At 48.7% G+C, this 25,065-nt stretch carries 16 protein-coding genes, 7 tRNA genes and 3 rRNA genes; 3 read left to right on the top strand and 23 right to left on the bottom strand.

What is annotated here, in order from left to right:
• Window positions 1-104: 104 nt before the first annotated feature.
• The 21 genes from rpsL to QUE64_RS00140 form a co-directional block, all read right to left on the bottom strand.
• Complete coding sequence (rpsL, locus tag QUE64_RS00240) at window positions 105-482, bottom strand: 30S ribosomal protein S12 (RefSeq protein ID WP_286223772.1); 378 nt, start codon at window positions 480-482, stop codon at window positions 105-107.
• Window positions 483-658: 176 nt separating this feature from the next.
• Window positions 659-4,927 carry a DNA-directed RNA polymerase subunit beta' gene (gene rpoC, locus QUE64_RS00235; RefSeq protein ID WP_286223771.1) on the bottom strand — a complete coding sequence of 1,423 codons (4,269 nt, stop codon included), beginning with the start codon at window positions 4,925-4,927 and terminating at the stop codon, window positions 659-661.
• Between the two features lies 1 nt (window position 4,928).
• The gene (gene rpoB / locus QUE64_RS00230) at window positions 4,929-9,029 is read right to left on the bottom strand and encodes a DNA-directed RNA polymerase subunit beta (RefSeq protein WP_286225432.1); all 4,101 of its coding nucleotides are present in this window, start codon (window positions 9,027-9,029) and stop codon (window positions 4,929-4,931) included.
• Window positions 9,030-9,254: 225 nt separating this feature from the next.
• Window positions 9,255-9,632 carry a 50S ribosomal protein L7/L12 gene (rplL, locus tag QUE64_RS00225; protein WP_108507575.1) on the bottom strand — a complete coding sequence of 126 codons (378 nt, stop codon included), beginning with the start codon at window positions 9,630-9,632 and terminating at the stop codon, window positions 9,255-9,257.
• Window positions 9,633-9,668: 36 nt separating this feature from the next.
• On the bottom strand, window positions 9,669-10,259 hold the full coding sequence (gene rplJ, locus QUE64_RS00220) for a 50S ribosomal protein L10 (protein WP_286223769.1): 591 nt from the start codon (window positions 10,257-10,259) through the stop codon (window positions 9,669-9,671).
• Between the two features lie 220 nt (window positions 10,260-10,479).
• Complete coding sequence (gene rplA / locus QUE64_RS00215; protein WP_286223768.1) at window positions 10,480-11,178, bottom strand: 50S ribosomal protein L1; 699 nt, start codon at window positions 11,176-11,178, stop codon at window positions 10,480-10,482.
• Between the two features lie 2 nt (window positions 11,179-11,180).
• On the bottom strand, window positions 11,181-11,612 hold the full coding sequence (gene rplK / locus QUE64_RS00210; RefSeq protein ID WP_108507572.1) for a 50S ribosomal protein L11: 432 nt from the start codon (window positions 11,610-11,612) through the stop codon (window positions 11,181-11,183).
• A gap of 115 nt (window positions 11,613-11,727) precedes the next feature.
• A complete protein-coding gene (nusG, locus tag QUE64_RS00205; protein ID WP_407675552.1) occupies window positions 11,728-12,285 on the bottom strand; it encodes a transcription termination/antitermination protein NusG in 558 nt (185 codons plus the stop codon).
• 21 nt (window positions 12,286-12,306) lie between these two features.
• Entirely contained in the window at window positions 12,307-12,684 is a 378-nt protein-coding gene (gene secE, locus QUE64_RS00200) for a preprotein translocase subunit SecE (RefSeq protein WP_286223766.1), read from the bottom strand.
• Between the two features lie 26 nt (window positions 12,685-12,710).
• Window positions 12,711-12,786 (bottom strand) — tRNA-Trp (locus QUE64_RS00195).
• Window positions 12,787-12,795: 9 nt separating this feature from the next.
• Entirely contained in the window at window positions 12,796-13,986 is a 1,191-nt protein-coding gene (gene tuf / locus QUE64_RS00190; RefSeq protein ID WP_286223765.1) for an elongation factor Tu, read from the bottom strand.
• A gap of 63 nt (window positions 13,987-14,049) precedes the next feature.
• Window positions 14,050-14,124 (bottom strand) — tRNA-Thr (locus QUE64_RS00185).
• 49 nt (window positions 14,125-14,173) lie between these two features.
• Window positions 14,174-14,247 (bottom strand) — tRNA-Gly (locus QUE64_RS00180).
• A 73-nt stretch (window positions 14,248-14,320) separates the two neighbouring features.
• Window positions 14,321-14,406 (bottom strand) — tRNA-Tyr (locus QUE64_RS00175).
• A gap of 106 nt (window positions 14,407-14,512) precedes the next feature.
• Window positions 14,513-14,626 (bottom strand): 5S ribosomal RNA (rrf, locus tag QUE64_RS00170).
• 112 nt (window positions 14,627-14,738) lie between these two features.
• Window positions 14,739-17,610 (bottom strand): 23S ribosomal RNA (locus QUE64_RS00165).
• A gap of 237 nt (window positions 17,611-17,847) precedes the next feature.
• Window positions 17,848-17,923 (bottom strand) — tRNA-Ala (locus QUE64_RS00160).
• Window positions 17,924-17,951: 28 nt separating this feature from the next.
• Window positions 17,952-18,028: transfer RNA gene (locus tag QUE64_RS00155), tRNA-Ile, on the bottom strand.
• 58 nt (window positions 18,029-18,086) lie between these two features.
• Window positions 18,087-19,619 (bottom strand): 16S ribosomal RNA (locus QUE64_RS00150).
• The 16S, 23S and 5S rRNA genes sit together here with 5 tRNA genes alongside, the layout of an rRNA operon.
• A gap of 415 nt (window positions 19,620-20,034) precedes the next feature.
• Window positions 20,035-20,679: a BON domain-containing protein gene (locus tag QUE64_RS00145; RefSeq protein WP_286225431.1), complete on the bottom strand. Its 645-nt coding sequence runs from the start codon at window positions 20,677-20,679 to the stop codon at window positions 20,035-20,037.
• A 1-nt stretch (window position 20,680) separates the two neighbouring features.
• Window positions 20,681-21,289: a phosphoheptose isomerase gene (locus QUE64_RS00140; RefSeq protein WP_286226217.1), complete on the bottom strand. Its 609-nt coding sequence runs from the start codon at window positions 21,287-21,289 to the stop codon at window positions 20,681-20,683.
• A 97-nt stretch (window positions 21,290-21,386) separates the two neighbouring features.
• Here QUE64_RS00140 and rsmI point away from each other — a divergent pair, with 97 nt between their 5' ends.
• Entirely contained in the window at window positions 21,387-22,283 is an 897-nt protein-coding gene (gene rsmI, locus QUE64_RS00135; RefSeq protein ID WP_286225430.1) for a 16S rRNA (cytidine(1402)-2'-O)-methyltransferase, read from the top strand.
• Here the strand turns inward: rsmI and QUE64_RS00130 are convergent, their stop codons facing one another.
• Window positions 22,284-22,805 (bottom strand): c-type cytochrome, encoded by a 522-nt coding sequence (locus QUE64_RS00130; RefSeq protein WP_286225429.1) that lies wholly within the window; start codon window positions 22,803-22,805, stop codon window positions 22,284-22,286.
• Between the two features lie 99 nt (window positions 22,806-22,904).
• On the opposite strand from QUE64_RS00130, the gene QUE64_RS00125 reads away from it, so the two are divergent.
• Window positions 22,905-22,980 (top strand) — tRNA-Arg (locus QUE64_RS00125).
• A gap of 182 nt (window positions 22,981-23,162) precedes the next feature.
• On the top strand, window positions 23,163-24,197 hold the full coding sequence (locus tag QUE64_RS00120) for a fatty acid desaturase (protein WP_286226216.1): 1,035 nt from the start codon (window positions 23,163-23,165) through the stop codon (window positions 24,195-24,197).
• 220 nt (window positions 24,198-24,417) lie between these two features.
• On the opposite strand, the gene QUE64_RS00115 is transcribed toward QUE64_RS00120, so the two are convergent.
• Window positions 24,418-25,062 (bottom strand): MBL fold metallo-hydrolase, encoded by a 645-nt coding sequence (locus QUE64_RS00115; RefSeq protein ID WP_286223760.1) that lies wholly within the window; start codon window positions 25,060-25,062, stop codon window positions 24,418-24,420.
• Window positions 25,063-25,065 lie beyond the last annotated feature (3 nt).

The following is a 25,065-nucleotide window of genomic DNA, read 5'->3' as shown; positions in this document are numbered from 1 at the left end:
ATTCAGTTAGGGAACATTCCCTTGGTTACCTAACAACTTTGCAAACAAAGCGAAGTAACCACTTACTTGCCAAAATGACCTTTACTACAAACTACTACTTCAAATTACGCTTTCTTAGCACGCTTTGCGCCATACTTAGAACGAGCTTGCTTACGATCTTTAACGCCCTGCAAGTCAAGAGATCCGCGAACAATGTGATAGCGCACACCAGGCAAATCCTTCACACGACCACCACGAATCAGCACAACCGAGTGCTCCTGAAGGTTATGGCCTTCACCGCCGATATATGAGATCACCTCAAAACCATTGGTTAAGCGCACCTTTGCCACTTTACGCAATGCCGAATTTGGCTTTTTTGGCGTCGTCGTGTAAACACGGGTGCAAACACCGCGGCGCTGGGGGCTATTCTGCAACGCTGGGCTTTTGCTCTTAACCACTAGACGTGAGCGCGGCTTTCGTAGCAGCTGATTAATTGTTGGCATAAATTTATACTCGCTTATTACTTTTATCTTTAAAATCAATAACTTATAAAATTAGCCTGCTATTTTCTTAAGTAATTGATTTTCTTATGAATTAGTAGAACTCAGCATTCTAACTTGACCAGCCCTTCCCGTCAACTTCCAGGAGAAAGACTGGTCAATGTGTTGAATTACAACCCCTAACTTTGCTCGGCCTCACCTTCAGGCGTTGCTGCAGCCTCAACTTGCTCCGCCACAGCGCCAGCCTCCAACGCTAAAGCCTCCTCGGCTGCAATCATCTGAGCACGATCGCGCTCAAATTGCTCACGTACTTTTCTAGCACGACGATAGGCCAAGCCAGTTCCGGCAGGAATCAAACGCCCAATAATGACGTTTTCCTTGAGGCCTCTCAAGGTATCAACTTTGCCCATAATGGCAGCTTCTGTTAATACACGAGTGGTTTCTTGGAAGGATGCCGCTGAAATAAAGCTGTCGGTTGACAAGGATGCCTTGGTAATTCCGAGCAGAATGTTTTCGAACTGAGCAGGTTGCTTGCCTTCAGCAATCACACGATCGTTTTCGTCATAAAGCTTGGAACGCTCCACTTGCTCACCAGTAATGAAGTTGGTGTCGCCAGGATTGGTGATCTGAACACGACGCAACATTTGACGCACGATTACCTCAATGTGCTTGTCATTAATCTTTACGCCTTGCAGTCGATAAACGTCTTGCACCTCATCAACGATGTAGATCGCTAACTCTTCGATTCCCTTGAGATGCAAAATATCGTGTGGATCTGCTGGACCCTCCACAATCATCTCGCCCTTGTTCACGACTTGGCCGTCATGAACCAGAACCTGCTTCTCTTTTGGAATGAGGAACTCGCTGCTTTCACCATCCATATCAGTAATCACCAAACGCTGCTTACCTTTGGTTTCCTTACCGAACGAAACTGTTCCAGTTACCTTGGCCAAAATCGCCGCATCTTTGGGTGAACGGGCTTCAAATAATTCAGCAACTCGTGGCAAGCCACCGGTAATGTCGCGAGTCTTCTGCGACTCAATTGGAATACGCGCCAACACCTCACCAACTTCAATCTTCTGACCATCTTTTACGGTGATCAATGCGCCGACCTGAAGACCGATCGTTACGGGATGATCAGTACCAGCAATCTTGGTTTGATTTCCCTGCTCATCGAGTAACTGGATTACAGGACGCAAACCTTTGCTTGCTGCTGAACGGCGCTTACCATCGATCACCACCAAGGTTGATAAGCCGGTGACTTCATCAACTTGCTTGGCAACGGTGACGCCCTCTTCAACATTCTCAAAGCGTGCAATGCCTGCATACTCAGAAATAATTGGGCGAGTTAAAGGATCCCAGGTTGCAATACTGGTACCGGCTTTTACGCTTGCGCCTTCCTTCACGAGCAAGGTCGCTCCGTACGGAATCTTGTGACGCTCGCGCTCGCGACCGTTGTCATCCAAGACCAAGGCCTCGCCTGAACGAGATATCACCACTGGCTCGCCCTTCGCATTCGTTACAAATCGCATAGTGGAGGAGAACTTCAATGAACCGTTTGACTTCACCTCAACATTACTTGCAACCAATGCACGTGATGCGGCTCCACCAATGTGGAAAGTACGCATCGTTAACTGGGTACCGGGCTCACCAATCGACTGAGCCGCGATTACTCCAACTGCCTCACCCACGTTAACGAGACCGCCACGACCTAGATCACGTCCATAGCACTTAGCACATAGTCCATAGCGCGTCTCACAGGTTAGAACAGTACGAACCTTGACTTCATCAATACCTAAATCAACGATTTGATCGACATGATCTTCTTCGAGCAAGGTATCGTGGGGAACAATGACCTCTTGAGTGTCTGGATGCAAGATATCGCCAATGCATACGCGGCCTAAAATGCGATCGCGCAGGGCTTCAATAATTTCGCCGCCTTCCACTAGGGCACGCATCGTTACACCATTACTTGCGCCACAATCTTCTTCAACCACAACCAGATCTTGCGTCACATCGCACAAACGACGCGTCAAGTAGCCAGAGTTTGCAGTCTTCAACGCAGTATCTGCGAGGCCCTTACGAGCACCGTGGGTGGAAATGAAGTACTGCAACACATTCAAGCCTTCACGGAAGTTCGCTGTAATCGGTGTTTCAATGATTGAGCCATCGGGCTTCGCCATCAAGCCTCGCATACCAGCAAGCTGACGAATCTGTGCTGCTGAACCACGCGCTCCAGAATCAGCCATCATGTAAATGGAGTTGAAGGACTCCTGGCGTACCGGCTTGCCGTTGCGATCAGTTACATCAACATGCGACAACTCGTCCATCATCGCCTTGCCAACCTGATCACCAGCGGCACCCCAAATATCAACCACGTTGTTGTAACGCTCTTGATTGGTTACCAAGCCTGACATAAATTGCTTGTCATACTCTTTCACTTTGCCGGCAGCTTCGTTAATGATTCCGTCTTTCGAGCTTGGAATCAGCATGTCATCGATCGCAATCGAAATACCTGCCTTGGTTGCCAAACGGAAACCTGCCTGCAACAAACGGTCGGCAAAAATAACGGTTTCACGCAAGCCGCACTTCCGGAAGGAAGTATTAATCAGGCGTGAGATTTCTTTTTTCTTCAGCGGCTTATTAATTTCCGCAAATGCCATACCTTTTGGCAAGATTTCAGACAAAATTGCCCGGCCTACCGACGTGTGCTGAACCGATGTCTTGGCAACAAAGCGCTCATCGCCCTCGGCATTTTTATTCACCACTTCATACTCAGTGACGCGTACCGCAATCCGCGATGCAAGCTCAACAGTTCCAGCCTCATACGCCCGAATCACTTCTGGGATATTGGCAAATACCATGCCTTCGCCCTTACCGTTAATCTTGTCACGCGTGGCGTAATACAAACCTAGCACCACGTCTTGGGACGGAACAATGGATGGCTCGCCATTCGCAGGGAAAAGCACATTGTTAGAGGCCAACATTAAGGTGCGGGCTTCCATTTGCGCCTCGAGAGAGAGCGGGACGTGAACAGCCATTTGGTCGCCGTCAAAGTCAGCATTGAACGCAGCGCATACCAAGGGGTGCAACTGAATCGCTTTACCCTCAATTAACATCGGTTCAAACGCTTGAATACCGAGACGATGCAAGGTCGGTGCACGATTTAACAGAATTGGATGTTCCCGAATGACCTCTTCCAAAATATCCCAAACGATTGGGGTTTGGCTTTCGACCTCTTTCTTGGCGGCCTTAATGGTGGTTGCAATGCCGAGTGTCTCAAGCTTATTAAAAATAAATGGCTTGAATAACTCCAATGCCATCAATTTTGGCAGACCGCACTGATGCAATTTCAGCGTTGGGCCCACTACGATCACCGAACGACCGGAGTAGTCAACACGCTTACCTAATAAGTTTTGACGGAAACGACCGCTCTTACCTTTAATCATCTCAGCAAGCGACTTCAACGGACGCTTATTCGCACCCGTCATTGCCTTACCGCGACGACCGTTATCCAATAAGGAGTCAACCGCTTCTTGCAACATGCGTTTTTCGTTACGAACGATAATCTCGGGGGCGCGCAACTCCAAAAGGCGGCGTAGACGATTATTACGATTAATAACGCGACGATACAGATCGTTCAAATCGGAGGTTGCAAAACGACCACCATCCAATGGCACCAATGGACGCAACTCAGGAGGCAATACTGGCAAGACCTCCATGATCATCCAATCAGGCTTGATGCCCGAACTTTGGAAGGCCTCTAATACCTTGAGACGCTTGGCGTACTTTTTAATCTTAGCGTCGCTGCCGGTTGCCTTCAACTCTGAACGAATCGATTCAACCTCACGATCAATATTGATGGTGCGCAATAGCTCCCGAATACCTTCGGCCCCCATAATGGCAGTAAAGGCGCCCTCGCCAAATTCTTCGACCTTAGCGTTGTACTCATCCTCGGACATAATTTGACCGCGCTTCATCGCGCCCTCAGGCGTTAAGCCTGGATCAACAACGACATATGCTTCAAAGTACAGAACGCGCTCAATATCACGCAAGGTCATGTCTAATACCATTCCCAAACGGGATGGCAAGGACTTCAAAAACCAAATATGCGCAACCGGGGCAGCGAGTTCAATATGCCCCATGCGCTCACGGCGCACCTTGGCCAGTGTGACCTCGACGCCGCACTTTTCACAAATAACACCGCGGAATTTGAGACGCTTGTACTTACCACACAAGCACTCATAGTCTTTAATGGGTCCAAAGATCTTGGCACAAAAAAGGCCGTCTCTCTCTGGTTTGAAGGTACGGTAATTAATCGTCTCAGGCTTACGAACTTCTCCGAAAGACCACGAACGAATCTTCTCGGGAGAGGCTAAGCCAATTTTGATAGCATCAAATTGCTCCTCGCCAGAGGTTTGCTTAAATAGATCGAGCAATGCTTTCATATCAGTTACGCTCCATGTCAATGTCAATACCCAACGAACGGATTTCCTTCACCAGAACGTTGAACGATTCGGGCATGCCAGCATCAATCGTGTGCTCACCCTTGACGATGTTTTCATAAACTTTGGTTCGGCCAGTGACGTCGTCAGACTTCACAGTGAGCATCTCTTGCAAGACATAAGAGGCGCCATACGCTTCTAAGGCCCAAACTTCCATCTCACCAAAGCGCTGTCCACCAAACTGGGCTTTTCCGCCCAGAGGTTGCTGGGTGACCAAGGAGTACGGACCAGTTGAGCGAGCATGCATCTTGTCATCCACCAAATGGTGCAATTTCAAGACATGCATCACACCAACGGTGACTGGGCGCTCAAAAGCATCACCAGTTCGCCCGTCATACAAGGTGATTTGCTGACGCGAGGGAGTCATGTGCAAGCTCTTAGCTTGATCATCGGGATAAGCAAACTCCAGCATCTTGCCAATCTCGTTTTCTGTAGCCCCATCAAAAACAGGGGTTGCAAATGGCAAGCCATTCTTCAGATTGCTCGCAAGCTCTAGAATCTGCTCATCACTAAACTCATCAATGTTTTCTTGACGACCAGTCTCGTTATAGAGAGTCTTAAAGAACTTCCTGAGATCGGCTACCTTGGCTTGCTCTTTGAGCATGGCATCAATGCGCTTACCAATTCCCTGCGCAGCCCAACCCAAGTGAGTTTCCAAAATCTGACCAACGTTCATCCGTGATGGGACGCCCAAGGGATTCAGCACGATATCAACCGAACGACCATCGGCCATATATGGCATATCTTCGACTGGAACAATCTTGGATACAACACCCTTATTGCCATGACGTCCTGCCATCTTGTCGCCAGGCTGCAGGCGGCGCTTAACCGCCAAATACACCTTAACCATCTTGGTAACGCCTGGAGGCAATTCATCGCCTTGGGTCAGCTTCTTCCGCTTTTCCTCAAACGCTGCATCAAACTGCTTACGCTTTGCCTCAATCGAGGCTTTAATGGCTTCGATTTGGGTTGCTACCTCCTCATCAGCTGGACGAATATCAAACCAGTGATAACGATCCAATTCCGACAAATACTCTTTCGTAATCTTGCTACCTTTGGCCAATTTCTTAGGGCCGCCATTCGCAGTTTTGTTTAAGAGTAATTTTTGCAAACGATCAAACGCATCGCCCTCAACAATACGCAACTGATCATTCAGATCTAAACGATAGCGTTGGAGCTCTTCAGCAATAATCGATTGAGCACGTGCATCACGCTCGATACCCTCGCGGGTAAATACCTGAACGTCGATAACAGTTCCGCTCATGCCCGATGGCACACGCAGGGAAGTATCTTTAACGTCAGAGGCTTTTTCACCAAAGATTGCGCGTAATAGCTTCTCTTCTGGAGTTAAGGTGGTCTCGCCTTTTGGCGTTACCTTACCGACCAATACGTCGCCAGCCTCAACTTCAGCACCGATGTAGACAATACCGCTTTCATCGAGGCGCGCCAATTGCGATTCGGCCAAATTGGAAATATCCCTTGAAATCTCTTCCGAGCCCAGCTTGGTATCTCGCGCTACAACCGATAGCTCCTCAATATGAATCGAGGTATAGCGATCATCCGCCACAACCTTCTCAGAAATCAAAATAGAGTCTTCGAAGTTGTAGCCGTTCCAAGGCATAAAGGCGACGGTCATATTTTGACCCAAAGCCAATTCACCCAAATCGGTTGAGGCGCCGTCCGCAACCACATCACCACGTTTGACATGATCGCCCACTTGTACAATTGGACGTTGATTAATGTTGGTATTTTGATTCGAGCGAGTGTATTTAGTGAGGTTATAAATATCCACACCCACTTCACCGGCTGCGGTCTCATCATCATTCACGCGAATCACGATGCGGTTTGCATCCACATAATCAACCACACCACCACGCGTTGCCATCACAACAGTGCCTGAGTCCAAAGCCACAATGCGCTCGAGGCCCGTTCCAACCAGTGGCTTATCAGGACGCAAACAAGGAACCGCTTGACGCTGCATGTTTGCACCCATCAATGCGCGGTTTGCATCGTCATGCTCCAAGAATGGCACGAGGGAAGCTGCCGCAGAAACGATTTGGCTTGGTGCGACATCAATGTAATCAATACGCTCCGGTCCAACCATCATGGTCTCGCCCGCCTGGCGTGCAGAAACCAATTCATCCGCTAACTTACCGTTTTTATCGATGGTCGCATTCGCCTGAGCAATCGTGTACTTCGCTTCTTCAATCGCCGACAAATATTCCACTTGATCGGTTACCTTGCCATTGCTTACCTTACGGTATGGCGTCTCAAGAAAACCATGCTCATTTAATCGAGCAAATAGAGCGAGTGAGTTAATCAACCCAATGTTTGGTCCCTCTGGGGTTTCAATTGGGCAAACACGGCCATAATGAGTTGGATGCACGTCGCGTACCTCAAAGCCGGCACGCTCACGTGTTAATCCACCCGGTCCCAATGCTGAGATACGGCGCTTATGGGTAATCTCAGACAATGGATTAGTTTGATCCATAAATTGCGATAGCTGCGATGAGCCAAAGAATTCACGAATTGCCGAGGAAATTGGTTTGCTGTTGATTAAATCATGAGGCATCAAATTTTCGGTCTCGGCTTGACCAAGGCGCTCTTTAACAGCGCGCTCAACACGCGATAAACCAGCTCGAAACTGATTTTCTGCCAATTCGCCAACACAGCGGACACGACGATTACCAAGGTGATCGATATCGTCAACCTCGCCCTTACCATTGCGCAGATCAACCAAAATCTTGATGGTATCCATGATGTCTTCATTCGAGAGCACCATGGGGCCTTCCATATCGCTGCGACCCAAACGACTATTGACCTTCATGCGACCAACTCGCGAGAGGTCATAAGAGTCTTCGCTGTAGAACAAGCGTTGGAACAAAGCCTCAACAGCATCTTCGGTGGGCGGCTCACCAGGACGCATCATGCGGTAAATGGCAATGCGAGCAGCGGTTTGATCAACTGTCTCATCCATGCGCAAGGTCTGCGAGATATAAGCACCGCAATCTAAGTCATTGGTATAAATGGTCTCAAATTGCTTAATGCCGCTTTCACGAAGTTTGGCCAACAGGTCTTCGGTAATCTCGTCATTCGCGCTTGCTAGTACTTCGCCAGAATCCGGATCGACAATATTTTTAGCGACCACACGACCAATTAAAGAATCATCCGGGACGGTAATAATTTTGGTTTTAGCAGCCTCAAGCTCACGAATATGCTTTGCATTGATGCGCTTGTCTTTTTGAACAACTACAACGCCGTTCTTGTCCACAATATCAAATCGAGCAACTTCACCACGCAAACGCTCTGGGACAAATTCCATCGATGCGCCGGATTGCGAGAGTGTGAAGTGGTCAAAATTAAAGAAGTTCGCCAAAATTTGCTCATTGTTTAAGCCAATCGCTTTGAGCAAAATGGTGACCGGCATCTTACGCCGACGGTCTACCCGGAAGTACAAAATATCTTTAGGGTCGAACTCAAAATCCAACCACGATCCACGATAAGGAATAATGCGCGCGGAGAATAAAAGCTTCCCTGAGCTATGAGTTTTGCCTTTGTCATGTTCAAAAAATACACCGGGTGAACGATGCAACTGAGAAACGATCACGCGCTCGGTGCCGTTGATCACAAATGAGCCGGTATCGGTCATCAAAGGGATTTCACCCATGTAGACTTCTTGCTCTTTAACCTCTTTTACCTTGTGCGGCGCTTCACGGTCATTAATGATTAAGCGAACTTTGGCGCGCAAGGCGGAGTGATAGGTCAAGCCACGCTGTTGACACTCTTTGACGTCAAATGGTGGTGGCGATAATTGATACGAAACATATTCCATGCGCGCATATCCATTGTTAGATACGATCGGGAATATTGACGTAAATGCAGACTGAAGTCCTTCGTTCACTCTTGCAGTTGCAGGTTTATCAGCCTGCAAAAATTTGGCATAGGACTCGAGCTGGGTTGTAAGCAGGTATGGAACCTGGTGATTATTGGGTCGCTTAGCAAAACTCTTACGGATGCGCTTGCGTTCGGTGAAGCTATAGTTCATTTCATCTCCGATGGCAGCGACTGAGCAAAGATTTGGCGGCTGGCCTCTACCAGCCTCTGGCGGACAGCAAAACAATATAAATTGTTATGCCCGACCAAACTTGTCTTCTGCAGTCGTATCAGAAGGCAAACCAGATTTCAGACTTACATTTGTAAATATGAGATCTGGTTTGACCACTGAGGATCAAACCGCGGAGAGCCCGTGAGCCCTCCGGCAATCTCAAAATTACTTGAGTTCGGCTTTTGCGCCAGCGTCTTCGAGCTTTTTCTTAGCCTCTTCCGCTGTTTTCTTATCAACACCTTCTTTAATTGGTTTTGGTGCACCATCGACCAAGTCTTTGGCTTCTTTCAAGCCAAGGCCGGTGATCTCACGAACCGCCTTAATGACACCAACCTTGTTGGCACCAGCCTCGAGGAGATTTACAGTGAACTCAGTTTTTTCTTCAGCAGCAGCTGCACCACCGCCGCCGCCAGCAGGTCCTGCTACAGCCATTGCTGCTGCAGAAACACCAAACTTCTCTTCGAATGCTTTGACCAAGTCATTCAAATCCATTACGGACATATTGCCAACTGCTTCAATAATTTCTTCTTTAGTAATTGCCATTTTTAGCTCCTAAACTGTATTGGTTAATCCTGCGCATTAAGCAGCAGGAGTTGGGTTGTCTTGCTCGGGTGCAGCACTGACCTCAGGCGCTGGCTCTGCGGTGGCTTCGGCAACCGGTGCAGCGGCCGCAGCCGGCGCTCCACTTGCTTTTTGCTCTGCCACAGCACCAAGAACACGAGCCATTGCCGATACAGGCGCCTTCATCACTCCCAATAACTTCGAGAGCAATTCTTCGCGTGACGGAATTGTCGCTAGTTCTTTAACACCGTTTACATCTAGTACTTTGCCGTTATAAAAGCCTGCCTTGATGACCAACTGGTCTTGGCCTTTGGAAAACTGATGCAGTACCTTTGCCGGAGCAACAGGATCTGCAGAGATTCCATAAATCAAAGGTCCAACCATTGAGTCGCCAAGTTGCTCAAACGGTGTTCCCTGCGCAGCACGACGCGCCAAGGTGTTCTTCAATACACGAAGATAAACACCTTGGGATCGTGCGTTCGCACGCAAGGTGGTTAACTCGCCCACGGGAATCCCGCGATACTCGGCAAGCACCACTGTTTGAGCCGCAGCCAATTGAGCGCCGACATCAGCCACAATCGCTTTTTTGTCTTCTACATTCAAAGGCACGGTTTAACTCCTTCTCATTCCGACTGTTTCCAATCGGGGTTACACACCAGCGTCTGATTTGTCTATCACGGGGTGTGCCCGAAATATCCTTACAGGGTCGCCATCTAGGTTGGTTATCGCTCTCGCAACAATTAAGAACTCGTAAACGACACTTTGTTCACCAACGGTCTTTGATGTTCGAGTGCCAAGGCACTCGACCCAAAGTTTGTTTACTACAGACTTATGCGGCCTGCAGTGAAGCTTGATCGACACGCACACCAGCACCCATCGTGCTGCTCAGTGCGATCTTTCTTAAATAAATCCCCTTTGATGCGCTTGGCTTGGCCTTATTTAAGGCATCAAGCAAGGCTAGCAAATTGGTCTTGAGTGCGGTTGGCTCAAAAGAACGACGGCCAATCGAAGCATGCACAATTCCGGCTTTATCAACTCGGAACTGGACCTGGCCAGCCTTGGCGTTCTTAATGGCAGTAACCACATCAGGGGTCACAGTGCCCACCTTTGGATTGGGCATCAAACCACGTGGGCCTAACACCTGTCCTAAGGTACCAACAATCTTCATCGTGTCTGGGGATGCAATCAGCACATCAAAGTTGATGTTGCCACCCTTGATCTGTTCTGCCAAATCTTCCATGCCTACGATTTCGGCTCCAGCCGCTTTGGCTTGCTCGGCTTTTTCACCTTGAGCAAATACGGCAACACGCACATGCTTACCGGTACCCGCTGGCAGCACAACTGCGCCACGAACAACCTGGTCAGATTTCTTTGCATCAATGCCTAGCTGAACAGCAACATCGATTGACTCATCAAACTTTGCCGTTGCACACTCTTTCACCAATGCTAAAGCATCATCTAATGGATAAAATTTATTACGATCAACCTTGGACTGAATCGCTTTCACGCGCTTAGATAATTTAGGCATGTTTAGACTCCTTCCACAGTAATGCCCATCGAACGGGCACTGCCTGCCACAGTGCGAACAGCAGCATCTAAATCAGCGGCTGTTAAGTCAGGCATTTTTAACTTGGCAATCTCTTCTGCTTGTGCACGAGTAATCTTGCCAACCTTATCGGTATGAGGCCGGGGTGAACCCTTCTCAATTTTCGCTGCCTTCTTAATCAAAATGGTTGCGGGGGGAGTCTTCATCACAAATGAGAAGCTCTTGTCCGCAAAAGCAGTAATTACAACTGGAATTGGTAAGCCAGGTTCCATGCTCTGAGTTTGAGCATTAAACGCCTTACAGAACTCCATAATATTGAGGCCGCGCTGACCCAATGCGGGACCAACGGGTGGGGATGGATTTGCTTTACCAGCAGGAATCTGCAACTTGATAAAGCCAATAATTTTCTTTGCCATACTTGCTCCAAAAAAGCGTGCTAACCAATTGTGTTAACCGCTGTTGAGTAAACGCTTCACCAGAATTGGCGTGTTCTGGATCCGCTCCTCGCTAACTACTTGATACTTCTACAAATTACATCTTCTCCACTTGGCCGAATTCAAGCTCAACGGGAGTACCGCGACCGAAAATTGTAACAGAAACGCGGAGTTTTGACTTCTCATAGTTCACTTCTTCCACATTTCCATTGAAATCGGTAAATGGGCCTTCTTTGACACGAACCATCTCACCCACCTCAAATAGGGTCTTAGGCTTAGGCTTATCTACGCCGGCCTGCATTTGATCCATGATTTTGCTGACTTCTGCAGTCGAAATTGGGGATGGGCGATTGCGAACACCGCCCACGAAACCGGTAACCTTGGGCGTATTTTTGACCAAATGCCAGGTTTCATCGGTCATTTCCATCTCAATTAATACATAACCGGGGAAAAAACGACGCTCAGAAACAGCCTTTTGACCTGATTTAACTTCTACCACTTCCTCGGATGGAACCAATATACGGCCAAACTTTTCAGCCATTCCGGAGCGCGCAATGCGCTCTTCGAGCCCCTTCTTTACACTCTTTTCCATACCAGAATAGGCGTGGATTACATACCAGCGCATATTGCCAGTTGCCTGAGGGTTGGAAACCATATCAGTATCAACCATATTGCCTCACTTCCAGCCTAAAAAGATTGAGAACACGAGCCATTCGACCAATTTATCAATTAGCCATAAAAAAAGCGCCATGATTAGAACAAAGCCGAATACAACGAGAGTCATGCGAGTTGATTCTTGGCGGGTCGGCCAAACTACTTTTTTTACCTCTAGCCAAGAGTCTTTGCTATAAGCTATAAAACGCTTACCATCGGCTGAAAATGCCATCAAAATAACCGCGAGAGCAATTCCGCCCAATAACGCAGCAAGACGAACCCAATAGCCTTGGTCAATCAGGGTGTAATAAAGAACCAGCGCAGCGATCACAATAGCAACCGCTACAAGGCTGACCCAACCTGATTTCTGCTCCGAGCTATCTATCGTTTGTTGTGACATTTACAAATCCACTTACAAAATAATGCTGGCAGGGGCGGAGGGCATCGAACCCCCAACCTTTGGTTTTGGAGACCAACGCTCTGCCAATTGAGCTACGCCCCTAATTCCTTCTTAAGCCAAAATCTTCGCAACCACACCCGCACCGACGGTACGACCGCCTTCACGGATTGCAAAGCGCAAGCCCTCTTCCATCGCGATGGGGGCAATAAGCTTTACGGTGATGGTGACGTTATCGCCAGGCATCACCATCTCTTTGTCCTTAGGCAACTCAATTGAGCCGGTGACATCGGTGGTACGGAAGTAAAACTGAGGGCGGTAGTTGTTAAAGAAGGGGGTGTGACGACCGCCCTCATCTTTGGACAACACATAAACCTCAGCAGTAAAGTGGGTGTGGGGGGTAATCGAGCCGGGCTTAGCTAATACTTGGCCACGCTCGACTTCCTCGCGCTTGGTGCCGCGCAAGAGGATACCGACGTTATCACCTGCTTGACCTTGATCGAGCAGTTTACGGAACATCTCTACGCCAGTGCAGGTGGTTTTGAGGGTGGGCTTAATACCGACGATCTCAATCTCTTCACCGACTTTAATAATGCCGCGCTCAACACGACCGGTCACCACCGTGCCACGACCAGAGATCGAGAACACGTCTTCGACTGGCATCAAGAATGCGCCATCAATCGCACGCTCAGGATTGGGGATATAGCTATCTAAAGCTTCAGCAAGCTTCATGATGGCGCCTTCGCCCAACTCACCCTTGTCGCCTTCTAAGGCGAGCTTGGCAGAGCCCTTGACAATGGGGGTATCGTCGCCTGGGAACTCATACTTGGAGAGCAGCTCACGCACTTCCATCTCCACGAGCTCTAAGAGTTCAGCGTCGTCGACCATATCGCATTTGTTCATAAACACGATGATGTAAGGCACGCCTACTTGGCGGGCCAAGAGGATGTGCTCACGGGTTTGGGGCATGGGGCCATCGGCTGCCGAGACCACCAAAATAGCGCCGTCCATCTGGGCAGCACCAGTAATCATGTTCTTCACATAGTCGGCGTGACCTGGGCAATCGACGTGCGCGTAGTGACGGTTCTTGGTCTCGTACTCGACGTGGGCGGTATTAATCGTAATACCACGGGCCTTCTCTTCAGGGGCCGCATCGATCTGATCGTAGGCTTTTGCTTCGCCACCAAAGAGCTTGGAGAGCACGGTGGTGATTGCCGCGGTTAGCGTGGTCTTACCGTGGTCGACGTGACCAATGGTGCCAACGTTCACATGGGGTTTAGTCCGTTCAAATTTTTCTTTTGCCATTTTGGGTGCCTTGTAATCTACTTAAATCAAATTGAGTCACACTAAAAAATTAACCACAAAAACTGGTGCCCATGGGCAGGATCGAACTGCCGACCTCTCCCTTACCAAGGGAGTGCTCTACCACTGAGCCACATGGGCAGCGCTCTTACATCACACTGCGTCAATACTGCACATGAACTACAAAAGCTGGAGCGGGTGAAGGGAATCGAACCCTCGTCATAAGCTTGGAAGGCTTCAGCTCTACCATTGAGCTACACCCGCAGTAAATACTGCTTAATTACATCCACTCATACTTCACTTATTCCGCTCTTACTTCTTTTACTACCAATTCATCTGGTGGAGAGAGTTGGATTCGAACCAACGTAGGCGTAAGCCAACAGATTTACAGTCTGCCCCCTTTAGCCGCTCGGGCATCTCTCCGAGAACCGTATATTTTCTCTTGTTCGGTCACTGCTGTCAATCTGCAAGTCCTTCTTCCACAAGTGAAAACGCCCAGACCGTAGGGGTCTGGGCGTCACACATTGGTGCCCGGCAATTACCTACTTTCACACGGGTAATCCGCACTATCATCGGCGTTGAGTCGTTTCACGGTCCTGTTCGGGATGGGAAGGGGTGGTTCCAACTCGCTATGGTCACCGGGCGTAGAGGATAGGCTGTTTCAAAAGAAACAACCCAATTTGAGCAAGCAATGTATTACTTAATATCGATAGTGACTTGAATCACGCAAACTTCAGCACAATGGTGCTGGTTATAGGATCAAGCCTAACGGGCAATTAGTATCAGTTAGCTTAACGCATTACTGCGCTTCCACACCTGACCTATCAACGTTGTGGTCTTCAACGACCCTTTATGGAGGTTAAACCTCCGGGAGATCTTATCTTCAGGCAAGTTTCCCGCTTAGATGCTTTCAGCGGTTATCTCTTCCGTACATAGCTACCCTGCGATGCTTCTGGCGAAACAACAGGTACACCAGCGGTACGTCCACTCCGGTCCTCTCGTACTAGGAGCAGCCCCCGTCAAATCTCCAACGCCCACGGCAGATAGGGACCAAACTGTCTCACGACGTTTTAAACCCAGCTCACGTACCTCTTTAAATGGCGAACAGCCATACCCTTGGGACCGGCTACAGCCCCAGGATGAGATGAGCCGACATCGAGGTGCCAAACACCGCCGTCGATATGAACTCTTGGGCGGTATCAGCCTGTTATCCCCAGAGTACCTTTTATCCGTTGAGCGATGGCCCTTCCATACAGAACCACCGGATCACTATGACCTGCTTTCGCACCTGCTCGACTTGTCGGTCTCGCAGTTAAGCACGCTTTTGCCATTGCACTTTAGGCACGATGTCCGACCGTGCCAAGCGTACCTTCGTACTCCTCCGTTACACTTTGGGAGGAGACCGCCCCAGTCAAACTGCCTACCATGCACTGTTCCCGACCCGGATAACGGGCCAAGGTTAGAACCTCAAATAAATCAGGGTGGTATTTCAAGGTTGGCTCCACCAGAACTAGCATCCTGGTTTCAAAGCCTCCCACCTATCCTACACAGACCGATTCAAAGTCCAATGCAAAGCTACAGTAAAGGTTCATGGGGTCTTTCCGTCTAGCCGCGGGTAGATTGCATCATCACAAACATTTCAACTTCGCTGAGTCTCAGGAGGAGACAGTGTGGCCATCGTTACGCCATTCGTGCAGGTCGGAACTTACCCGACAAGGAATTTCGCTACCTTAGGACCGTTATAGTTACGGCCGCCGTTTACTGGGACTTCAATCAAGAGCTTGCACCCCATCATTTAATCTTCCAGCACCGGGCAGGCGTCACACCCTATACGTCCACTTTCGTGTTTGCAGAGTGCTGTGTTTTTATTAAACAGTCGCAGCCACCATTTTATTGCAACCCTTTTGCCCTTCTGTTGTTCACAGTCAAGCTACTTGGGCGTACCTTATCCCGAAGTTACGGTACCAATTTGCCGAGTTCCTTCTCCTGAGTTCTCTCAAGCGCCTTAGAATACTCATCTCGCCCACCTGTGTCGGTTTGCGGTACGGTCTCGTTAGACTGAAGCTTAGAGGCTTTTCTTGGAACCACTTCCAATTGCTTCGTGAGCAAGCTCACTCGTCCCACACCCTTGATTTACGCTACCGGATTTACCTAATAGCCATCTCCAATGCAGGAACCGGGACATCCAACACCCGGACAACTCTCCGCGATCCGTCCCCCCATCGCATCTAACGACGGTCAAGGAATATTAACCTTGTTCCCATCAGCTACGCATCTCTGCCTCGCCTTAGGGGCCGACTCACCCTACGCCGATGAACGTTGCGTAGGAAACCTTGGGCTTACGGCGAGGGGGCTTTTCACCCCCTTTATCGCTACTCATGTCAGCATTCGCACTTCTGATACCTCCAGCATGCTTTACAACACACCTTCACAGGCTTACAGAACGCTCTCCTACCATCACTTACGTGATTCGCAGCTTCGGTAACTGGCTTAGCCCCGTTACATCTTCCGCGCGGGACGACTCGATCAGTGAGCTATTACGCTTTCTTTAAAGGGTGGCTGCTTCTAAGCCAACCTCCTGACTGTTTTAGCCTTCCCACTTCGTTTCCCACTTAGCCAATTTTAGGGACCTTAGCTGGCGATCTGGGTTGTTTCCCTCTTGACACCGGACGTTAGCACCCGATGTCTGTCTCCCGTGCTGACACTCAAAGGTATTCGGAGTTTGCTATGGCGCGGTAATCCGCAATGGACCCCACAACCATTACAGTGCTCTACCCCCTTTGGTGATACACGAGGCACTACCTAAATAGTTTTCGGAGAGAACCAGCTATTTCCAGTTTTGTTTAGCCTTTCACCCCTATCCACAGCTCATCCCCTAACTTTTCAACGTTAGTGGGTTCGGTCCTCCAGTACGTGTTACCGCACCTTCAACCTGGCCATGGATAGATCAACTGGTTTCGGGTCTACACCCAGCAACTAACGCCCTATTCGGACTCGCTTTCGCTACGCCTTCCCTATGCGGTTAAGCTTGCTACTGAATGTAAGTCGCTGACCCATTATACAAAAGGTACGCAGTCACCCCTTGCGGGGCTCCTACTGTTTGTATGCATGCGATTTCAGGATCTATTTCACTCCCCTCCCGGGGTTCTTTTCGCCTTTCCCTCACGGTACTTGTTCACTATCGGTCGATTACGAGTATTTAGCCTTGGAGGATGGTCCCCCCATATTCAGACAGGATTTCACGTGTCCCGCCCTACTTGTCTCTAGCCTAGTACCACACATCACCTTTCGCATACGGGGCTATCACCCTTTATTGCCGGACTTTCCATTCCGTTCTGCTAAATGTTGTGTTATCACTAGAAGGCTGCTCCCATTTCGCTCGCCACTACTTTGGGAATCTCGGTTGATGTCTTTTCCTCTCGCTACTTAGATGTTTCAGTTCACGAGGTTCGCTCCACACACCCTATGTATTCAGATGTGGGTGCCGCAAAAGCGGCGGGTTTCCCCATTCGGAAATCTTCGGATCAAAGCTTGTTTGCCAGCTCCCCGAAGCTTATCGCAGGCTACAACGTCCTTCGTCGCCTGTAATCGCCAAGGCATCCATCACATGCACTTATTCACTTGATCCTATAACGAGCACCATTACTGATACCTGTTACAGGTTTTACTTCTGACATGTTTGCCGTAATCCAAACTTGATAAAACTCATTTGTATTACTGATGATTCAATCACTACCCATACTACTTGTTGTTTGATGCACTCTCAAAGATGCATCAAACGCATTGCTTACTCAAATTGTTAAAGAACAGCCATAAATGGCAAAACAAAACACTGCATCAATGCTTTGTTTTGACATTTAATGATGGTGGAGGATGACGGGATCGAACCGACGACCCCCTGCTTGCAAAGCAGGTGCTCTCCCAGCTGAGCTAATCCCCCATCGACCGCAGTCTGTACCGCCGCTTGATGGTGGGTCTGGTAGGACTTGAACCTACGACCCCCGCCTTATCAAGACGGTGCTCTAACCAGCTGAGCTACAGACCCGTGGCGTTTTTCGTCAACCGATAAGTGTGGGTACTAAAGTTTTAGCATCATTCTCTAGAAAGGAGGTGATCCAGCCGCACCTTCCGATACGGCTACCTTGTTACGACTTCACCCCAGTCATGAACCCTGCCGTGGCAATCGCCCTCCTTGCGGTTAGGCTAACTGCTTCTGGCAAAACCCACTCCCATGGTGTGACGGGCGGTGTGTACAAGACCCGGGAACGTATTCACCGCGACATGCTGATCCGCGATTACTAGCGATTCCAGCTTCACGTAGTCGAGTTGCAGACTACGATCCGGACTACGATGCGTTTTAAGAGATTAGCTCCCCCTCGCGGGTTGGCAACCCTCTGTACGCACCATTGTATGACGTGTGAAGCCCTACCCATAAGGGCCATGAGGACTTGACGTCATCCCCACCTTCCTCCGGTTTGTCACCGGCAGTCTCTTTAGAGTGCTCTTGCGTAGCAACTAAAGACAAGGGTTGCGCTCGTTGCGGGACTTAACCCAACATCTCACGACACGAGCTGACGACAGCCATGCAGCACCTGTGTTCACTTTCCCTTACGGGCACCTAATGTATCTCTACTTCGTTAGTGACATGTCAAGGGTAGGTAAGGTTTTTCGCGTTGCATCGAATTAATCCACATCATCCACCGCTTGTGCGGGTCCCCGTCAATTCCTTTGAGTTTTAATCTTGCGACCGTACTCCCCAGGCGGCTGACTTCACGCGTTAGCTACGTTACTGAGAATGTAAATTCCCAACAACTAGTCAGCATCGTTTAGGGCGTGGACTACCAGGGTATCTAATCCTGTTTGCTCCCCACGCTTTCGTGCATGAGCGTCAGTGTTATCCCAGGGGGCTGCCTTCGCCATTGGTGTTCCTCCACATATCTACGCATTTCACTGCTACACGTGGAATTCCACCCCCCTCTGACACACTCTAGCTATACAGTCACAGACGCCATTCCCAGGTTAAGCCCGGGGATTTCACGCCTGTCTTGTATAACCGCCTGCGCACGCTTTACGCCCAGTAATTCCGATTAACGCTCGCACCCTACGTATTACCGCGGCTGCTGGCACGTAGTTAGCCGGTGCTTATTCTTCAGGTACCGTCATTCGCAAACTGTGTTAGAGCTGCTGTTTCTTCCCTGACAAAAGAGCTTTACAACCCGAAGGCCTTCTTCACTCACGCGGCATTGCTGGATCAGGGTTGCCCCCATTGTCCAAAATTCCCCACTGCTGCCTCCCGTAGGAGTCTGGGCCGTGTCTCAGTCCCAGTGTGGCTGATCGTCCTCTCAGACCAGCTACTGATCATCGCCTTGGTGAGCTTTTACCTCACCAACAAGCTAATCAGACATCGGCCGCTCTAATCGCGCGAGGCCTTACGGTCCCCCGCTTTCCCCCTCAGGGCGTATGCGGTATTAGCGCAACTTTCGCTGCGTTATCCCCCACGATAAGGTACGTTCCGATGTATTACTCACCCGTTCGCCACTCGCCACCAGGTGCAAGCACCCGTGCTGCCGTTCGACTTGCATGTGTAAGGCATGCCGCCAGCGTTCAATCTGAGCCAGGATCAAACTCTTCAGTTCAATTCCTGTGAACCTTGCGGTTCGTCGCACTCATTTAAGAAATTGACTTGGTAAAAAACCAAATCATTTTTACTGTCTATGAGTACTGTTTATTTACATCTGTCCCGAAGGACTGGATGCCTCTACTCAGTACCCACAATTATCGGTTGACTAATTTTTAAAGAAGGCTGTCCCCAGAGACAATTCATGGGAATTCAGCGAAGTCCATAACTATGACATACCCTTAGAAGGATGTCAACACCTTCTTACAAATATTTTTATGCCGCCGGACCCCCAAATTAGCCCCATCAATTTGGGCTACAATAAAATCAATGGCTTAGAAAGCCCCCTAGGCCAATTCTTTAAACTCATATAAAGCGCTAGCTCTAGATATTAGGGTAAATACTAATTAATTGGGATCAAAAAGCATCCGAATTTAGTTTGGGGCAGGATTCGTATCTGGTTGCGAGGTTCTTGCCTTGCCTTCTTGCTCAAGGCGCTGCTTCTCAGCCTCCGAAATAATGTCAAAGAAGGCAAACACCTGCTTCACGCCGCTTACCTTGCTGACAATTTGCTTGGCTTTGTCAGCTTCTTGCTGAGTCAATATGCCCATTAGGTAAACCCTGCCACTCTCAACCGAAATGTTCATAGAATTTGAGGGAACATCAGGGCTAAAAATAAGTTGGGTTTTAATGTTTGAGGCTAAATAAGCATCGCTTGCCCGTTGACCCAATGAGCTATTGGGCCCGATCACAATTTCATTAAATAGAGAGCGAACGTTCTTCATCGCCTTCACATCGTTACCTGCCTGAGTTTTGATGGTCTCGTCTTTCGCCTCGCCGATTAGGAGAACTTTTTGGTTAAATGAAACAACGACAATGTGCCCAGAGTCCCCGAACTTTCTGGAGAGCTGACTATTGGCCTCAATCTCAATTCCCAAATCAATTGCCTGAACTGCGGGCGTTCTGCGATCAGCCAGTATTGTTACGCCACCGACCATGCCACCAACCACTAACACGCCGCAAGCAGATAGTTGCAGGGCAATTAAGGCGGTACAAACTATTTTGATGAGTCGCATCATTTCAATCCTCGTTAAACAAAACGTGATCAACGCCATCGCAAAGGCAGTGCAATAAAAGTAGATGGGTTTCTTGGATGCGTGCAGTACGGGTCGCTGGAACACATAAATGAACATCTTCTCCGCTGAGTAGCACAGCAATCTTTCCCCCGCCATTACCTGTCATCGCAACAATATGAATGCCAATCTTTTTCGCTGCTTCAATCGCTTTGACGACATTCTTTGAGTTCCCAGATGTTGATATAGCAATCAATACATCGCCCGGGCGCCCGATGCCGCGCACCTGCTTGCTAAATACTTCCTCATAGCTGTAATCATTTCCGATGGCTGTCAATATGGATGAGTCGGTTGTGAGTGCAAGCGCAGCAAGCTCGCGGCGCTCACGTTCAAAGCGACCCATTAGTTCGGCTGCAAAATGTTGTGCGTCTGCCGCAGATCCACCATTTCCGCAGGCCATTATTTTTCCGCCCGCTTCAATCGATTGCGTGATCAAAAGAATGGCGCGCGCAATTTCTGAAGGCAGGGCCTTGGCCCCTAACTGCTTTGTCGCAATACTATCAACAAAATGCTGTTGTGCTCTGGCTTTTAGCTCATCGATTGGTTTTGTTTTCATCACAATATTATGCTCTGTTTTGCCATCCCCAAATACTGCTCCATATGGTTTCATTTCAATACATTTGCAGGGATAATTAATTCTAAAGGGGTTCTTCATGCTGGAAATACCATCACTCGATGCATTGCAAAAGCAAGACTTTCCAAGCGCCAGTTTGTATGTCGTAGCAACCCCGATCGGAAATCTAGGGGATATCACACTAAGGGCGTTACATGTGCTGAACCTTGTCGACGGCATTGCCTGTGAAGACAAACGTCATAGCCTATTGCTTCTCAAGCATTATGGAATTAGCAAACCAATGATGGCCATTCATGAGCACAACGAACTTGAGGCATCAAAAAAACTAATAGATCGTCTTAAAGCGGGAGAGCGTTGGGCCTATCTATCAGACGCTGGCACCCCGGGAGTCTCGGATCCTGGGGCTCGTTTGGTCGCCGAAGTTCAAAAGAACGGTTATCGAACCATTCCCATTCCAGGAGCAAGCGCACTGACAGCAGTTCTTTCGATTGCCGGGGGTGTACTACAAGCAGCCCATGGGCAATTTCAGTTTCTTGGTTTCTTGCCTAGCTCAAAAAATGAGATGGAAGAGACACTTCGTTTAATGATTGAGAGCCCGATTCCAACTGTGTTTTACGAAAGCCCCCATCGCCTAACCAAGACCTTAACTCGATTGAGTGAGCTTCTGAGTAATGATCGACGATTAATCATTGGGCGGGAGCTTAGTAAAAAATTTGAGAGTCTTTTTTTATTACGGCCCAACGAAATCTCGGCCTGGCTAGACAACCCTAATCACCTAAAGGGGGAATTTGTCTTTGTTCTTGAGGGCGTGGATCGCAAAATCGTCATTGAAAGCAATGCGCCTTTACGCTTAGCTCAATTGCTTAGCAAGCAATTGAGCAGCAAAGATCTCTCAGCAGTTTTGCAGTCGATGTATGGCCTACAAAAAAATGAGGCCTACGAACTTGCCCTTGCAGTGAAGAAGGGGGATGAGTAATTACTTCGCTGGCTCTGCTGCTGGCGTAGGAGCGGGGGCCTTGGGCTCAGCAAACTTTCCGCCAGCTGAATTCGCTAGATAAACAACCGATCGAGCAATTTCATAATCGCTCACATCTGCAGGACTTGCGCCGCCACGAGCGGGCATCGCGCCCTTGCCCTTCATAACCGATGCATAGAGCGCATCATAGCCCTTGGCGATTCTGCCACCCCAGGTAGATGGATCGCCATACTTGGGAGCGCCAGCAGCGCCCGAATTATGGCAAGAAGCGCACACTGCTTTGTAAACTGCCTCACCCGTTTGAACTTCGCGAGGAGCGCTTGCATCTTTGAAATTCAATTTACCAACTGGCTTGATCAAGGTCTCCGTACTCTTCTCTGAGGCCACATTTTCTTTATTTTTCCCACTGCTGACATAAACAATCAACAGGAAAATGATGATTAGGGGTACAAAAAAACTAGCAATTACCGCAATACTTAATTGCTTTGTATTTTTGATTAAATTACCGTGCTCTTCACTCATAATGGCTCGAAAAAAGGGTGGTTAATTAAGAATGCATTGGATTATACCGAGAGCAATCTGGTTTCAGGCACTTACAATACATACTGAATTATTTTGATTGCGCCCGTAGCTCAGTGGATAGAGTATTGGCCTCCGAAGCCAAGGGTCGCAGGTTCGATTCCTGCCGGGCGCGCCACTTTCATCATTCTGTAATACCGAAATCCCAAAAAACCACTATGATTCAAGGATCTTAAGAAAGTCACTGTGTCAGAGCTAAATAGCGCCCTCCAATCCAATCAAGTATTGGTTAATCCGGCACCCCTAAGCCCAGATCTTCCCCTTCCTCACCGCAAGGTTATTCGCTCATGGTTGAGCCCAATGACCGAGGGAAACACGGTTCGGGCCATTTCTCTTTTGATCCTAGATTCGTTCTTGTGGGTTCTTAGTATTGCCGCTACGGTTTACTTTGAGAACATTCTGATCAAAATTCTATTTGGTGTGATCGCCGGTTTTGTGACTGGACGAATCTTTATCTTGGGCCACGATGCCTGTCACCAGAGCTTTACCGCCCATCGCACCTTAAACAAAGTACTTGGTCGCATTGCCTTCTTGCCTTCCCTTACCCCGTACAGCCTTTGGGATATAGGGCACAACGTAGTCCATCATGGACAAACTAATCTCAAAGGCTTTGATTTCGTTTGGGCACCCCTTTCAAAATCAGAATATGATGCCCTTCCCAAATGGCGTCAATTTCTAGAGCGGCACTATCGGAGTGGTTGGGGGCCCATCGCCTACTATTTGATTGAAATTTGGTGGAACAAAATGTTCTTCCCCAATAAAAAATACCGCCCTGCGGACCGTTCTATTTTTCTAAAAGATAACCTTCTGGTGAGCGCATTTGCCCTGATCTGGATTGGGCTTTTGAGCTTTTTTGCCATCAACACGGGGCAATCTGTTCTGGTCGCATTGTTATGCGGCTTTGTCCTTCCTTATTTATTCTGGAACGGGATGATTGGGTTTGTAGTCTATGTCCACCATACCCACCCAGCAGTTTGTTGGTACGACAATAAATCAGAGTGGTTAAGGGCACAGCCTTTTGTATCGACCACGGTTCACTTGACCTTTGGTTTCTATTGGGGAGCCCTGATGCATCACATCATGGAACATACGGCGCATCACGTTGATATGAGCGTTCCCCTGTATAACCTTCCGGCCGCCCAAAATCGCCTGGAAACCCTTCTACCAGAAAGAATTATTGTTCAGCCGTTTTCTTGGAAGTGGTATTTTGATACCGCCAAAGCCTGCAAACTCTACGACTTTAATGAGAAAGCCTGGCTCGATTTTGATGGCAATAAAACCGCGAACTCCGTTCGGGTTCTGCTTACCCCCTCTAACAATGGGGAAACAAGGTAAAATAATGGTTTCGAGAAGATTTATCAGATTCCGTTATGACCACGTCAACCACTCCAACCCCTACCCAAGATACTTCTCCTAGCCTTAAGTTTTGCTCTTCATGCAGCCGGGAAAAAAGGCTAGAAGGGGGCACCTGGATCCCTACGAGCAATCGTAAACAGCGTTGGATTTGCGCAAGCTGCCTTTACAATCGCACACACCGCACTGGTTCAGCTAAAACCTAAGCCCTATCCCCAACATAGGGGTTGTTTTGTCTCTCGCGGCCAAAAGTCGACATGGGGCCATGGCCTGGCACAAAATGTACATCATTGCCTAGAGGCCATAACTTTGTTTTGATGGCGTGTATTAGGTCTGCGTGATTACCTTTTGGAAAATCTGTGCGGCCAATCGATCCAGCAAATAAGACATCGCCAACAAAAGCAAGGCGAGTAGGCTCGTCATAGAACACGATGTGCCCAGGCGTGTGTCCTGGGCAATGAAATACCTTCAATTCATGCTCTCCAAGAGAAACCGTATCCCCGTCGAGTAACCAACGATCCGGCTCAAAAGGTTCGGCCTCCCCAAAACCAAAACGGACGGTTTGCTCTGGAAGTTGATCAAGCCAAAATTTTTCAAGAGGGTGGGGGCCCTCAATGGGAACCTGCCATTTTTTAGCAAGCTCTTTCGCCCCAGCGCAATGATCCAAATGGCCATGAGTTAATAGGACTTTACGAAGTTTGACATTCAGCTTCGATAAGGCGTCTTCGATTTTTTCTAAATCTCCACCTGGATCAACAACTGCCGCCTCTTTAGTTTTCTCACAAAACACGATTGAGCAATTTTGCTCAAATGGGGTCACAGGAACAATTGAGAGCTTTAAGGTCATGCC

Origin of the sequence: Polynucleobacter sp. HIN7, from assembly GCF_030297595.1 — a bacterium.
GTDB lineage: Bacteria > Pseudomonadota > Gammaproteobacteria > Burkholderiales > Burkholderiaceae > Polynucleobacter.
This window is presented reverse-complemented; position numbering and strand designations above follow the sequence as displayed.